Source organism: Aliivibrio thorii (assembly GCF_057368585.1).
Window position 1 is genome coordinate 571,959 of record NZ_CM170654.1, and the last position, 13,198, is coordinate 585,156.

13 protein-coding genes are annotated in these 13,198 nt (G+C 37.8%); 6 read left to right on the forward strand and 7 right to left on the reverse strand.

From position 1 onward, the window contains the following. Positions 1-2: 2 nt before the first annotated feature. The 4 genes from surE (at position 3) to rpoS (ending at position 3,430) form a co-directional block, all read left to right on the forward strand. A complete protein-coding gene (surE, locus tag AC2IP4_RS02510; RefSeq protein ID WP_375321138.1) occupies positions 3-776 on the forward strand; it encodes a 5'/3'-nucleotidase SurE in 774 nt (257 codons plus the stop codon). After that, on the forward strand, positions 776-1,402 hold the full coding sequence (locus tag AC2IP4_RS02515) for a protein-L-isoaspartate(D-aspartate) O-methyltransferase (RefSeq protein ID WP_375321137.1): 627 nt from the start codon (positions 776-778) through the stop codon (positions 1,400-1,402). The genes surE and AC2IP4_RS02515 overlap by 1 nt, the downstream gene beginning before the upstream one ends. Before the next feature lie 83 nt (positions 1,403-1,485). Next, positions 1,486-2,412, forward strand: coding sequence for a peptidoglycan DD-metalloendopeptidase family protein (locus AC2IP4_RS02520; protein WP_375322819.1), 927 nt, complete (start codon positions 1,486-1,488; stop codon positions 2,410-2,412). 55 nt (positions 2,413-2,467) lie between these two features. Next, positions 2,468-3,430: an RNA polymerase sigma factor RpoS gene (gene rpoS, locus AC2IP4_RS02525; RefSeq protein ID WP_105055389.1), complete on the forward strand. Its 963-nt coding sequence runs from the start codon at positions 2,468-2,470 to the stop codon at positions 3,428-3,430. Positions 3,431-3,513: 83 nt separating this feature from the next. Here rpoS and AC2IP4_RS02530 read toward each other — a convergent pair whose 3' ends face one another. The 4 genes from AC2IP4_RS02530 to AC2IP4_RS02545 all read right to left on the reverse strand — a co-directional run bounded on the left by AC2IP4_RS02530 (position 3,514) and on the right by AC2IP4_RS02545 (position 7,122). Further along, positions 3,514-4,137 (reverse strand): CDP-alcohol phosphatidyltransferase family protein, encoded by a 624-nt coding sequence (locus AC2IP4_RS02530; protein WP_486306725.1) that lies wholly within the window; start codon positions 4,135-4,137, stop codon positions 3,514-3,516. Continuing rightward, positions 4,130-4,777 carry an ATP-binding cassette domain-containing protein gene (locus AC2IP4_RS02535; RefSeq protein WP_375321135.1) on the reverse strand — a complete coding sequence of 216 codons (648 nt, stop codon included), beginning with the start codon at positions 4,775-4,777 and terminating at the stop codon, positions 4,130-4,132. Before AC2IP4_RS02535 ends, AC2IP4_RS02530 begins: the two co-directional genes overlap by 8 nt. After that, positions 4,737-6,434 (reverse strand): ABC transporter permease, encoded by a 1,698-nt coding sequence (locus AC2IP4_RS02540; RefSeq protein ID WP_375322818.1) that lies wholly within the window; start codon positions 6,432-6,434, stop codon positions 4,737-4,739. Before AC2IP4_RS02540 ends, AC2IP4_RS02535 begins: the two co-directional genes overlap by 41 nt. A 127-nt stretch (positions 6,435-6,561) precedes the next feature. Then, entirely contained in the window at positions 6,562-7,122 is a 561-nt protein-coding gene (locus AC2IP4_RS02545) for a DUF2301 domain-containing membrane protein (protein WP_375321134.1), read from the reverse strand. 433 nt (positions 7,123-7,555) lie between these two features. Here AC2IP4_RS02545 and AC2IP4_RS02550 point away from each other — a divergent pair, with 433 nt between their 5' ends. After that, a complete protein-coding gene (locus AC2IP4_RS02550; protein ID WP_375321133.1) occupies positions 7,556-8,770 on the forward strand; it encodes a NupC/NupG family nucleoside CNT transporter in 1,215 nt (404 codons plus the stop codon). 82 nt (positions 8,771-8,852) lie between these two features. Here the strand turns inward: AC2IP4_RS02550 and AC2IP4_RS02555 are convergent, their stop codons facing one another. From AC2IP4_RS02555 to AC2IP4_RS02565, 3 genes are all read right to left on the reverse strand, one after another. Continuing rightward, complete coding sequence (locus AC2IP4_RS02555) at positions 8,853-10,181, reverse strand: anaerobic C4-dicarboxylate transporter (RefSeq protein ID WP_375322817.1); 1,329 nt, start codon at positions 10,179-10,181, stop codon at positions 8,853-8,855. Between the two features lie 254 nt (positions 10,182-10,435). After that, positions 10,436-11,374, reverse strand: coding sequence for a homoserine O-acetyltransferase MetA (gene metA / locus AC2IP4_RS02560; protein WP_375321132.1), 939 nt, complete (start codon positions 11,372-11,374; stop codon positions 10,436-10,438). A 172-nt stretch (positions 11,375-11,546) separates the two neighbouring features. Beyond that, positions 11,547-12,464 (reverse strand): DMT family transporter, encoded by a 918-nt coding sequence (locus tag AC2IP4_RS02565; RefSeq protein WP_375321131.1) that lies wholly within the window; start codon positions 12,462-12,464, stop codon positions 11,547-11,549. 307 nt (positions 12,465-12,771) lie between these two features. Here AC2IP4_RS02565 and AC2IP4_RS02570 point away from each other — a divergent pair, with 307 nt between their 5' ends. Beyond that, positions 12,772-13,191 carry a YeeE/YedE family protein gene (locus tag AC2IP4_RS02570; protein ID WP_375321130.1) on the forward strand — a complete coding sequence of 140 codons (420 nt, stop codon included), beginning with the start codon at positions 12,772-12,774 and terminating at the stop codon, positions 13,189-13,191. The last annotated feature ends 7 nt before the right edge of the window (positions 13,192-13,198 follow it).

A 13,198-nucleotide genomic window follows, 5' to 3' on the forward strand; every position in this document is an offset into this window, starting at 1 on the left:
GAATGGAGATAAGAGTGAATAAGTTGCGCATATTGTTAAGTAATGATGATGGTGTCTTTGCTGAAGGGATAAATACCCTCGCGGTCGTATTATCAGATATTGCGGATATTACTATTGTTGCTCCTGATCGTAATCGTTCTGGTGCATCAAATTCATTAACTCTTGAATCTCCACTTCGAGTTCGTCAAATTGAAACAAATATTCATTCAGTGCAAGGGACACCAACAGATTGCGTGCATTTTGCATTGAATGAATTAATGAAAGATGATCTTCCTGATTTGATTATTGCTGGTATAAACCATGGCGCAAATTTAGGGGACGATACTTTATATTCAGGTACGGTTGCTGCTGCAACAGAGGGGCATTTTCTTGGATTACCCGCAATTGCCATGTCATTAGTAGGGCGTAATCATTTTGATACCGCCGCTCAAGTTGCCTTAGAGTTAGTGCGCAATCATATAGAAAAACCGCTAACAACGGAGAGGGTATTAAACGTTAACGTCCCCGATTGTGCTTATGCACAAATAACGTCTTGGGAAGTGACTCGTTTAGGTGCAAGACATCATTCAGAAAGTATGATTAAAGCAACAGATCCTCGTGGCGAAACGATTTATTGGCTAGGTCCTCCTGGTAAAAAACAAGATGCAGGCAAAGGGACTGATTTTTATGCAATTAAACATAATCAGGTGTCGATTACTCCGCTGCAGGTCGATTTAACCGCTCATGACTCCTTGGCCATGATGGCGGATTGGCTATCAATTGAGAGTACTCACTAATGCTTCATTCTCGAACTGAATTACTTGATCAATTTTTACGTCAACAAGGCATCAAAGACGAAGCGGTTTTATCAGCTATTCGTTTATTGCCGCGTGAACGTTTTGTGTCTGAGGCATTAGCTCATCAGGCCTATCAAAACAATGCATTGCCTATTGGTGAAGGACAAACGATCTCTCAGCCTTATATTGTCGCTAAAATGACTGAGCTACTCATGTTACAGCGAGAGTCTAATGTTCTAGAAATAGGAACCGGTTCGGGTTATCAAACTGCAGTATTAGCGCAATTGATAGATCACGTTAATTCAGTTGAACGAATTAAATTACTTCAATGGAATGCAAAGCGATTATTGAAGCGATTAGACATATATAACATATCAACAAAACATGCTGATGGGTGGAAAGGATGGGCCAGTAAATCGCCATTTGATGCCATCATTGTTACCGCTGCCGCAGAATCCATTCCTGATGATCTATTATTGCAATTAAAAGATGGTGGGAGGTTGGTTATACCCGTAGGGGAGACAGAGCAGCAGTTACTTCGAATTATTCGTCATGGTGATGAATTTCATTCAGAGGCGATAGAAGAAGTTCGTTTCGTCCCATTAATTGCAGGTGAATTAGCATAATCATAATGAAAAAAATAACCGTGACTCCTTCTCGTTTGTGGCTTATTGCCGCTACTTTTATTCTATTACTTTCAGGCTGCTCTATGGGGCCTCATCGTCCTGCTCCTGTATCTAGTGTAAATAAGAGTTCTTCATCGTATGGCGGCGCTGAGCGTGGCAGTTATCGTGGTAGTTACTACCAAGTTGAGAAAGGTGACACTTTATATTTTATTTCTTATGTAACCAATAAAGATGTTAAAGAATTGATCGCACATAATGAATTAAAAGCACCTTATGTGATTCATCCAGGTCAAAAGCTTAAATTATGGGGGCCTAAGTATGTCGCTCCTGCGTATGGCGATGATGGTTATTTAGTTAGTAACAATAGCACCTCTAAAACCACGAATACTGCTGCTGTAGCAGTTGTACCAGTGGCTAATAATAAACCTGTTACCAAGGCTACACCAACAGTGTCGAGTAGCACAAAATCATCATCTGTACAAAAACAAAGCACAAAAAAGGTTGAAAACACCAAATCGAAGGAGTATGTTAAAACTAACAAACCGGTAACAACTGCTAAGTCGAAACCAGTTGCTAAAGCAAAACCGGCAGTTAAACCAAAACCAGTATCTAAACCTAAATCAGTAGAAAAAAAATCGGAAAAGGTAGGTTCCTGGTTATGGCCAACAAAAGGGCGAATAATCGCTAAGTTTTCAACAGGAGATCAAGGAAATAAAGGGATTGATATCGCAGGTCAACGAGGCCAAGACATCATCTCTACCGCTAAAGGAACAGTGGTATATGCAGGTAATGCATTAAGAGGTTATGGTAATTTAATCATTATTAAACATAACGACGATTACTTAAGTGCTTATGCTCATAATGAATCACTGTTTGTTAAAGAAGGTCAAAATATTACCGCGGGACAAAAAATTGCATCAATGGGTAGCTCAAGTACGAGCAGTGTTCGTTTGCACTTTGAGATCCGCTTTAGAGGGAAATCGGTAAATCCACAACGGTATTTACCGTAACAGGGATGACATAGCTGAGTTGTAATGTCTTGCTGGCTCGCCATGGGGAGGCGCTATGAGTAAAAGCAATGCAGTAACTAAAGAAATTGAAGAGTTTGATTTAGATACAGTAAATGACAGTGACGTTGTTGCTGCTGATGAGTCGGAACGTTTAGAGGTCACCAGTTCACAGAAGGTAATGGATGCTACGCAACTTTACTTAGGTGAAATTGGTTTTTCTCCACTACTAACTGCTGAAGAAGAAGTTTACTTTAGCCGCTTAGCTTTAAAAGGCGATGTTGCCGCGCGATCTCGAATGATTGAAAGTAATCTTCGATTGGTAGTGAAAATAGCTCGTCGTTATAATCACCGTGGTCTTGCGTTATTGGATTTAGTTGAAGAGGGTAATCTTGGCTTAATCCGTGCGGTTGAAAAATTTGATCCAGAGAGAGGCTTTCGGTTTTCTACCTACGCTACTTGGTGGATACGTCAAACCATTGAACGTGCCATCATGAATCAAACTCGAACTATCCGCTTGCCTATTCATGTCGTTAAAGAACTGAATGTTTACTTACGTGCAGCTCGTGAATTATCACAAAAACTTGATCATGAACCAACACCTGAAGAAATTGCAGAAAAGCTTGATAAACCAGTGAGTGATGTAAGTCGTATGCTGCGTTTAAATGAACGAGTCGCTTCTGTTGATTCTATGGTGGCTGGTGAATCTGATAAAGCTCTGCTTGATATCTTACCTGATACTAAACATGCAGATCCTGAGTCAGAAACTCAAAAAGACGATATTAATGCCTCTTTGGTTGGTTGGCTTGGTCAACTTAACCCAAAACAAAAAGAAGTCGTTGCGCGTCGTTTTGGTTTATTAGGATATGAAACTGCAACGTTAGAGCAAGTAGGTAAAGAGATTGGATTAACACGTGAGCGAGTAAGACAAATTCAAGTAGAAGGATTACGACGTTTAAGAGAGATAATGACGCAGCAAGGACTGAACATGGAAACCTTATTTGCAGTTGAAGAGTATTAATTACCTCATAGAAATAACTCAGCGTAATAAATAATAAAGCCCCAGCAATATAAGTGTTGGGGCTTTTCTTTTAATAACGTCGTTTAATCTCGTTTTTCATTTTCTTGTAAAGTATGAAATCCTGACCAAATTCGGTTAAATGTGGTTATCCAACATAAAGTCGAATATACATACGCAATGATGATAAAGTGAGTAGGGAATAAGCAAAATAAAACAAAGCAACCAATGGTTTCAGTTCCCTCGGTTAAGCCGCTTATGTAGTAGAGAGATTTGTTTTTATAGACGGGATTATCGATATTTCGTTTTCCAGCCATGATTGCAAAAGCCAAAAAACTACTTCCTGTCCCTATGAAAGAAAATATTAATAACGCACCTGCAATGGCATTCTGCTCTGGATTGGCCAGAATAAAACCAAATGGAATAAGGGAGTAAAAAAGAAAATCCAGACTGATATCTAAAAAACCACCAGAATCTGTTATTCCTGTGATTCGAGCTAAAGCCCCATCTAAGCCATCGCAAATCCGATTTAACAAAATAAAAACCAGTGCGATATTATATTCTTGAAATAGTAATGCAGGAAAAGCTAAAAGCCCTAAAGCAAAACCAAATAGGGTCGTTTGATTCGCTGTTACCCCTAATTTATGTAAGCCAGTTGCCGCTATTGATAGGGTTTTTTTTATTATTTGAATACTGAATTTATCAAGCATTGTTTATCTCCATAGGCCAAAGGAATGTTTGGCTCTCTTTTGGAATATCGTCAATATCATGAGTTACTAGTAGTGTTGGAATGTTGGCTTCTATTAATTGTTCAAAGACCCAATCTCGAAACTGAATGCGCAAGGCTTTATCTAGCTTACTAAAAGGTTCATCCAATAAAGCGACATCAGGTTTAGCTAATAACATTCTAACTAAACTGATCCTAGCACGTTGCCCACCAGATATTTGGTTTGGAAATACAGTGGCTAATGAGTCTAATTGAACATTTTTAAGTGCATTGATTGCATCAACCTTACGTTGAGATCCTTTTATTTTATCTGGTAATGCAAAGGCAAGGTTTTCCCAAATACATAAATGAGGAAAAAGAAGATCTTCTTGAAATAAAATCCCGACTTTTCGTTCGTGAGAAGCGATTTTATTAATTGTTTTATTGTTAACTTCAATGCTACCTGAATAGTTAAAGTCACCGCTTAAATGGCCTGCAATCACGTTTAATAAGGTCGATTTACCACAACCACTTGGTCCCATGACACTAAGTATTTCTCCTTTATTGATAGATAGAGAACAATTACTTAGTAAAGGCGTGCCGTTATGAGTGAGAATGCTGAGATTTTGTATTGATAGGCTCATTACCCGTCACTTTCCTTGTTGTTAGGTTTAGATGAGGACGATAAGAATAGAATCGTCCAATGAAGATCGTCAAGCTGAAGAAAATAAATGGCAATAGTGCCTGCCATAACCCATAGAGTGCAGTAATTCGACGATCAAATCCGCTTGAAAGAGCGACGGCTTCTGTCGTTAATGTCATTATTCGGCCTGCTCCTAGCATTTGTGTTGGTAAATATTGTGCGAGGCTAACACTTATGCCTATAGCCCATGCATATAACATTGCGGGCAATAATAAAGGCAGTTTTATTTTTATCCAGCAATGCCATGGTGATTTTCCAAGACTTAACCCTGTTTGGGTCAGTCGTTGATCAAAACTGCGCCATGGCCCATCTAATGCGAGAAATATATAAGGGAAAGAAAAAAACACATGCGCCCAAATAACCCAAAACCAATAAGAATCACTCGAGAAATAGAGCGCACTGACCTGAAGACCAAATAATAATGAGAGTTGAGGGACTAACATTGGAATAGCGATTAATAGAGAAGGAATATGCCATCTGTATTTAATTTTAAACTCATGCCCAAGTAAGGCAAAGGCAAGAGCTATTGTGGCAGAGATAATTGCGATAATAACGCTATCTGTAATAACTGGCAGTAGAGTTCCCCATTCACTATTCCAAAAACGAAAAGTAAATGTGCTTGGTAAGAGATCTGGGAAGCGCCAACGTTGTGCAACACTCCAAAGTACCATTACAGGTAATGATAGAGCGACGATACTTGCAACAGCAGTAAAAAAAGCTAAGCCAGGGAGGCGAAGTCCCATGCGTCCAGATATTTGCCAATGACGACAGTAGGTTGTAATTCCCCACTCTAGAAAACGATGAAAAGCTATGAGTAAAAAGCAAATAACAAGGAGTATGATAGCCCCTGCACCTGCTCTAGGCTGTAATTGAATATCAGGATCACTAAACCATTGCCACACTAATACTGCAAATGTGGGTGGGTTAGTTGCCCCTATAATTAAGCTTACATCAACCACTGATACGCTATAGGCAATCACCGCTAATAGCGGAAATCGTATTTTTTTAAGCCATTGTGGAAATATACATTTCCACCATATTTGGTGACGTTGATACCCTAGGCTTGTTGCTATTTTTGCCGTTTGATCGACATTGAGTTGTTGCATAATAGAAATGCTCATTAAAAGAAGAAAAGGCACTTCTTTAATAATCAAAACTAAAATAAGTCCGACATTAATGGCGTCATTAATAATTACGGGAAAATCAAAATCTCCGACAGGGTTAAGTAGTCTTGCAGCTATTCCTGTTGGTGAAAAGAGAAAAGCGAACCCAATAGCAAAAGCGACATGAGGCATAGCAAGAAGTGGAGATAGTAAAGGTTCTATTTTTTTCCAAACAGATAATTGCCATGTACTTTGTAGAATTATAAAAGTAATCAAACAAGAGATAAGCGTACTGATAAAGGCACTGCTTATTGTTAAGGAGATGGAGTGCCAAATACCACTCCATTCAAAGACAGATATATATCCATTGAAAGATAAGGTATCTAGACCAATTGGGGGCATATAGCTTAAAGATGCACTTAAAATTCCGAGGATCCCAGGAAGGAGCGGAAGAATGCAAACCATGATAAGTAAAATATAAAAAAATGGTAATATCATGGTCTTGTTAGTAATACCTATATTAAAAATAAGCGAATAGTAGTGAAATAAGATTATGTACTATCACTGATAATGTATTGAATAAGACAAAAAGTAAACTAATTAGTTCATTTTTAGTGAGGTGCTAGTTTTGATAATTCCCTTTATTACCAATATCAAAATGAAGAGGCATTCTCCATTTCTGAATGGCTAAAAAAAGAAAAATCACACCAGATAGAGCTAAGCATATTAATGCAATAAGCCATACCTCCATCGCTAACATCAGTGTAGCGATACATAATAGAAATGGTACAAGCCTTAATCCCATCACTTTAAAACAGAATGATTCCTTTAAGGCTATGCCAGAAAAAGTAACAAAAATAAACCCAACAGGAAGCCAAAAGAAACGGCTGTCATCTAATAAGCTTAATAGTACTAATCCTATCCAAGCTGACCAGGTAATGAGCATTCTTATTTTCTTATCATAAACATGTAAATTTGCAGCACTCATTGCGGCGGAAAGAGCAAGAGTTATAAAAGTAAATTCTTTTAATGAGCCATCAATTAATACCAACGAAATATCATCGGCAATAGCAAGGCTACTTAGAAATAGAGTTAGAGAAAATAACGTAATGCCCAATCGGTAGGTAATAACGCTGATTTTATCTAGAGAATCTAATATCTCAATATGTTCTGTATTTGCCATATTTAAGTACTCAAGGTAGATATTCTATTATTAACTTTAGCATGCTTAGTGAATGTTTATTGTGTGAATTTCGTTGTAAATGTTTAATTTTAATGTTGCTCGTAAGGGGTTACTTTTCATGTTTGTAATTATTTGCTGTCAATATTTTTCTAGGAAGTAAAAATTAGTGATTTGTATCACATAAAAGATGATTTTAAATCTGCGCTATGTATACTCCTTCCCCCAATACAAGCCGTCACATGGAACAGTGAATGACCCCAAGGATTAGGACCAGCTACTGTTAAACAGCTTGTAAAGGAACCCAAATGAACATCTTTTTATATAATGTTATTCCTTCCTCTTGGAGTAACTACTTTATACCTTTATCGTCATCCTCTATGGCGAGTCCTTTCGTTTCTTCATCTTTACCTCAATCTATTAAATAGGCATTATTATGACCATTTTATTTAGCCTTATAGGCATGTGTGCGCTTATCTTTTGTGCATGGGTATTTTCAGAGAAGCGTTCAGCTATCAATTGGAAAACCGTTCTAAGAGCTCTTTTTTTACAATTCTCTTTCGCTGCTCTTGTTCTTTATTTTCCTTGGGGACAAGCAGCGCTAGCAGCTCTTAGTAGTGGGGTTTCTAGTTTATTAGGTTTTGCGGATGAAGGTATTGCATTTTTATTCGGTGACTTAGCTTCAAATGGTTTTATCTTCGCAATTCGTGTCTTACCAATCATCATCTTCTTTAGTGCTTTAATTTCTGCTTTATATTATTTAGGCATCATGCAAAAAGTCATTGCTGTTTTAGGTGGTGCAATTCAAAAATTCCTGGGTACAAGTAAAGTTGAGTCATTAGTTGCTACTGGTAATATCTTTTTATCTCAAGGTGAATCTCCTCTACTTATTCGTCCATTCTTACCTCAAATGACTCGCTCAGAATTGTTTGCAGTAATGGCGGGTGGTATGGCATCGGTTGCAGGTAGTGTACTTGGTGGTTATGCAGGTTTAGGTGTTGAGCTTAAATATTTAATTGCAGCAAGCTTTATGGCTGCACCAGGCAGTTTATTGATGGCTAAGATTTTAGTCCCAGAACAAGAAACGCCAGTTGATCAACATGAATTAACTATTGATAGAAGTGAACAAAGTAACGTTATTGATGCATTAGCAAGTGGTGCAATGAATGGTATGAAAATCGCAGTAGCGGTAGGTACTATGTTGATCGCATTTGTTAGTGTGATTGCTATGCTAAACAGCGGCTTAGAAATGGTTGCTGAATGGTTTGGTTTTGCTGGCGTAACATTACAAACTGTTTTTGGTTACTTGTTTGCACCAGTAGCTTGGATTATTGGTATTCCAAAAGCTGAAATGGTGATGGCTGGTTCTTATATCGGTCAAAAAGTAATATTGAACGAGTTCGTTGCATTTATTGATTTTGTTCAACATAAAGATCAACTATCAGCATACAGTCAAGTGATTATCACATTTGCACTATGTGGTTTTGCGAACGTAAGTTCTATCGCGGTTCAGTTAGGCTCAATTGGTGTTATGGCACCAGAGCGTCGTGCTGAAGTTGCAAATATGGGTTTTAAAGCGGTACTGGCAGGTACGTTAGCAAACCTTATGAGTGCATGTTTAGCGGGATTATTCTTTAGCTTGTCGTTGTAATCATTTAACTTCAAGTTAAAAATAAAAAGCCCATGCTGTATGAAAATACGTATGGGCTTTTGTTTAAAAATATGAGGTCAAATTAGCCGATGACAATTTGGCCTAATACATAACCAACCATACAGGCAGAAATGACTCCGATTAAACCTACTGACATAAATGAATGGTTAAAGTAGTACTTACCAATCTTGGTGGTTCCTGAGCTATCAAAGTTAACTGTTGCAATGTCTGATGGGTAATTTGGAATAAAGAAGTAACCATAAACGGCAGGCATTAAACCAATCACTAAGGCTGGCTCTAACCCTAAAGCCAGACCAACAGGTAGCATCATACGAGCCGTTGCTGCTTGAGAGTTTACAACTACCGATACAATGAATAGTGCCAAAGCAAATGTCCATGGGTGAAGTGTCACCATATCGACAATGCCCGCCCTAAATTGAGGCATCGCATATTGGAAGTAAGTATCAGACATCCAAGCGATACCGAAGATAGCTATCGCTGCCACCATACCTGATTTAAATACCACACCATTAGGCACGTCACGAGGATCGGTTTTCGTCGCTAATAGAATCACACCACCAAACGCTAACATCATCATTTGGATCACAACAGACATTTTGATCGGAGCGCCACCTTCAATGATAGTTCTTACTTCTGGCCACATAGCGATAACGACGATAGAAACAATTGCCCCTAGGAAGATAAGTACCGCATTACGTGCTTTAGTTGGTAGTTGTTCATCTAAAGAGGTTGATGTTGTATTTAAGATTTTTTCACGCCAGACAGGATCTTTTAAGCGTGCTTGGTATTCTTCATCATCTTCCAGTTCTTTACCACGACGCAAGCTGTAAAGTGCCAACATTAATGTACCAAACAAGGTAGAAGGCACAGTTACCATTAAAATCGACATTAAGGTAATTGATGCGTCAATATCGACTAATTGTGCAAGATAGTAAACTACTGCAGCTGAAAGTGGAGAAGCCGTAATTGCAATTTGAGAAGCGACAGATGCCGCTGCCATTGGACGCTCGGGGCGGATACCATTTTTTAGTGCCACATCACCAATGATTGGCATAATTGAATACACTGCATGGCCTGTACCTAGTAGAAATGTCATTGCATAAGTAACAAATGGTGCAATGATGGTAACGCGTTTAGGGTTCTTTCTTAAGATCCGTTCAGCCACTTGTAGCATGTATTTCAAACCACCTGCGGCTTCTAATATAGAGGCACAAGTAACAACGGCTAAAATGATTAACATTACGGTGACGGGAGGAGAGGTTGGAGGCATTTTGAAGATAAAGACTTCAATAACTAAACCAATTCCAGAGACGACCCCTAAGCCTATCCCACCAAATCGAGACCCGATATAGAGTACGAGTAACAAAAAGAGAAATTCAAAATACAACATAGAACCACCTGCATTAATGCAATTATAATTAAAATCAACTACAGACATTAATACCTTATATTTCATGGGGTTTAATTGAGCGAGTTCTCATTTAGATTGTTGTTGGTTTTATAAATAGAGGCTTGGTTGATCTGAATTAAATGAAAGGTCATTTTTTATCAAAAAAAGAAAAAATGGGCGCTACCTATCGGATTGTATTAGCTATCATATGTTGGGGTTTGGGTATTAACTAAGAGCTAATACCCAAAATTAGATTAATCTCGAGTGAAGTTTTGTTCTGAGAAATGGTCAAGATCGTATGGTGTTTGTTGGTAAACACAGTAGTTTAGCCAATTAGAAAACAGTAAATGACCATGACTGCGCCACGTTGCTTTTGGCGAGATCTCTGGGTTGTCATTAGGATAGTAATTTACTGGAATAGTTGGTTCCATACCTTCACCTAAATCACGAATGTATTCATTATGTAGAGTGAAAGAATCGTATTCAGGGTGACCTGTTACAAAGACATTTCGTTTGTCTTTGGTTGAGGCTAAGTAGACACCTGCTTGTTCAGACGTTGCTAGAATATCTAAGTCAGTATGTTCGCTCAAATATTTGGCTGAGAAATCAGCGTAACGAGAGTGAGGTGCTAAAAATTGATCATCAAAACCACGTAAAATAGGATGGTGTTGATCAAGGTTATCATGCTTATACACACCGGATAATTTTTCTTTACGAGTACGTTTTGGTAAATCATAAAGTAACTTTAATCCTGCTTGTGCAGCCCAACAGACATATAAACTTGAAGTCACATGATCTTTTGCCCATGTCATAATCGTTTGTAAGTGATCCCAATAAATCACATCTTCAAACTGGACTAAGCCTAGAGGGGCACCGGTAATGATCAATCCATCAAAATTACGATTCTTAATGCCTTCAAACTGGCGATAAAAGGTATCTAAATGTTCTGTTGGTGTATTTTTACTGGTGCGATTATCAATACGTAATAGCTCAACATCCACTTGTAATGGGCTATTTGATAGCAAACGTAAAAATTGAGTTTCAGTTTCAATCTTCTTTGGCATTAAATTTAAAATGATGACTTTTAGAGGACGAATGGCTTGCGTGGTGGCACGGGATTCTTGCATGATGAAAATATTTTCTTCACGCAATACTTCTGCAGCGGGGAGTTGGTCTGGTATTTTTATTGGCACAACTTATCCTTAAGTTATTTTTAATCTGTAGCATTCTATACGTCTATACCCCTAAACTACCTCATTATGAATAGAGTGTCGATACAAGAAAGGACACCAACGTATCCTTTTCTTTTTCTTTAATAAGAAGAACTCAATTACCCTAGGGTTTTAAAAAGAGTCTTCGAGCCAATTAAGCTGACTTATAACGTATTTTAAATGTGTTCAATGAAAGCTTATTTCGTGGAAGCTTTGCTAATAAAATACCACTAAGTAGTGGAAACAACATCATTAATGACTGATCTGAAATAACCGCCCCAGAAGTAAGTGCAGAGAGACTTAAAGCAACTAATGGAAAAATTAAAAAGCAGATTGAAGCTGTAAATGGTGTTGAAATTTGTCCTAATTTAAAATAAGCCACAATGCCACCAACGCTAGCAAACACACCTAAATAGACGACAGCCATAAGTGATGATGGTGAAAATGTTTGAACCGTAATATTTTCAAATGCAAATGAAGTGATAAATAGTAGCAATGAAGCGATAAAGCTAGGGATAGCGTTGTAAGTAATTACTTGAATATCTTTGCAGTGTTTCTGAACCATGACATACATTATTGCATGAATGATGACAGCTAAAGCCAATGCTCCAGATCCGATTAATAAATTATTACCTCCAATGCTCAATTCATTCGATAAGATTAGATATAAGCTCGCCACTGAAATAAATAGACCTGCAAATTGGTGAGGTGACAGTCTAAGTCCTAAAAATAGTGTTGATGTGATCATGACAGCAATTGGCATGTTAGCAAAAATGATAGACGCTAGACCTGAAGATATATACATCTCACCCGCTATCATTAACGTAAATGGGATGGCGAAATAGAAAACAGCGATAATAACCACCCATTTATTTTTTCCTTGTGGAAAGAATAACGGTTGGTTAAATACCTTTGAAAGTAAAATAAGAATCGGTGAAGCAATTAGAAAACGTAAAGCCGTTGAAAAAATTGGCGGTATACTTTCTACTGCTACTTCCATTGCAAGCCATGTTGTTCCCCAGATAAAACACACTGAGCAAAAAAGAATCAGAGAAAGGTATTTCTTATCCATATTAAGTTCCATTATATATTATTGACATTTATTTGTTTTTTATGCGTGCTGTTGCAACAAGATTAAGAGGGAATATACGTGCTTTACGGGAGGATAACTTACTTATTTGAATCTTATAATTGTCTTTTTATAGAAAATTTTTCTCTTATTACTGCTTTACGATGTCTATATGTTATTTTTACCCCTTGTTTAATTAGATCTTTCTAAATTTGAATTTGTTAAATTAGCTAGTACTAAATAACCATTGACTAATGTATTGTGTTTAGTATGCTTATCTTTTAATTATCAATGAAGGTAAAGGTTTGTAATGGGGATAGTAATTCCATGGGGGTCCTTATTTGGCGGTATACTGTTAGGTGTCTCGGCGACTTTACTGCTTTTACTCAATGGTAAAATAGCAGGGATCAGTGGTGTATTAACTGGTGTGATCATGCCTAAGAATCAGGATTATGTATGGCGTGTATTATTCATTGTTGGAATGATCTGTGGTGGTGTGATTGGAACTTACTTTCTCGGTGCAGAAGTGCCAAGTGAATATTCAACGACACCCGGATTGCTAATTATTGCAGGAATACTCGTAGGCATTGGAACAAGATTAGGTAACGGTTGTACAAGTGGTCATGGAATTTGTGGTATTGGACGGTTGTCGATACGTTCTATAACGGCGACAGCTATCTTTATGTGTGTTGCCGCGATTACTGTTTTTATTCGCCTCCATCTTCTTTAAATAAGGC

What these genes read in the sequence shown, in the direction of transcription:
- surE (WP_375321138.1), top strand. Translation starts at nt 3, where the DNA reads ATGGAGATAAGAGTGAATAAGTTGCGCATATTGTTAAGTAATGATGAT.
- AC2IP4_RS02515 (WP_375321137.1), top strand. Translation starts at nt 776, where the DNA reads ATGCTTCATTCTCGAACTGAATTACTTGATCAATTTTTACGTCAACAA.
- AC2IP4_RS02520 (WP_375322819.1), top strand. Translation starts at nt 1,486, where the DNA reads ATGGGGCCTCATCGTCCTGCTCCTGTATCTAGTGTAAATAAGAGTTCT.
- rpoS (WP_105055389.1), top strand. Translation starts at nt 2,468, where the DNA reads ATGAGTAAAAGCAATGCAGTAACTAAAGAAATTGAAGAGTTTGATTTA.
- AC2IP4_RS02530 (WP_486306725.1), bottom strand. Translation starts at nt 4,137, where the DNA reads ATGCTTGATAAATTCAGTATTCAAATAATAAAAAAAACCCTATCAATA.
- AC2IP4_RS02535 (WP_375321135.1), bottom strand. Translation starts at nt 4,777, where the DNA reads ATGAGCCTATCAATACAAAATCTCAGCATTCTCACTCATAACGGCACG.
- AC2IP4_RS02545 (WP_375321134.1), bottom strand. Translation starts at nt 7,122, where the DNA reads ATGGCAAATACAGAACATATTGAGATATTAGATTCTCTAGATAAAATC.
- AC2IP4_RS02550 (WP_375321133.1), top strand. Translation starts at nt 7,556, where the DNA reads ATGACCATTTTATTTAGCCTTATAGGCATGTGTGCGCTTATCTTTTGT.
- AC2IP4_RS02555 (WP_375322817.1), bottom strand. Translation starts at nt 10,181, where the DNA reads ATGTTGTATTTTGAATTTCTCTTTTTGTTACTCGTACTCTATATCGGG.
- AC2IP4_RS02565 (WP_375321131.1), bottom strand. Translation starts at nt 12,464, where the DNA reads ATGGATAAGAAATACCTTTCTCTGATTCTTTTTTGCTCAGTGTGTTTT.
- AC2IP4_RS02570 (WP_375321130.1), top strand. Translation starts at nt 12,772, where the DNA reads ATGGGGATAGTAATTCCATGGGGGTCCTTATTTGGCGGTATACTGTTA.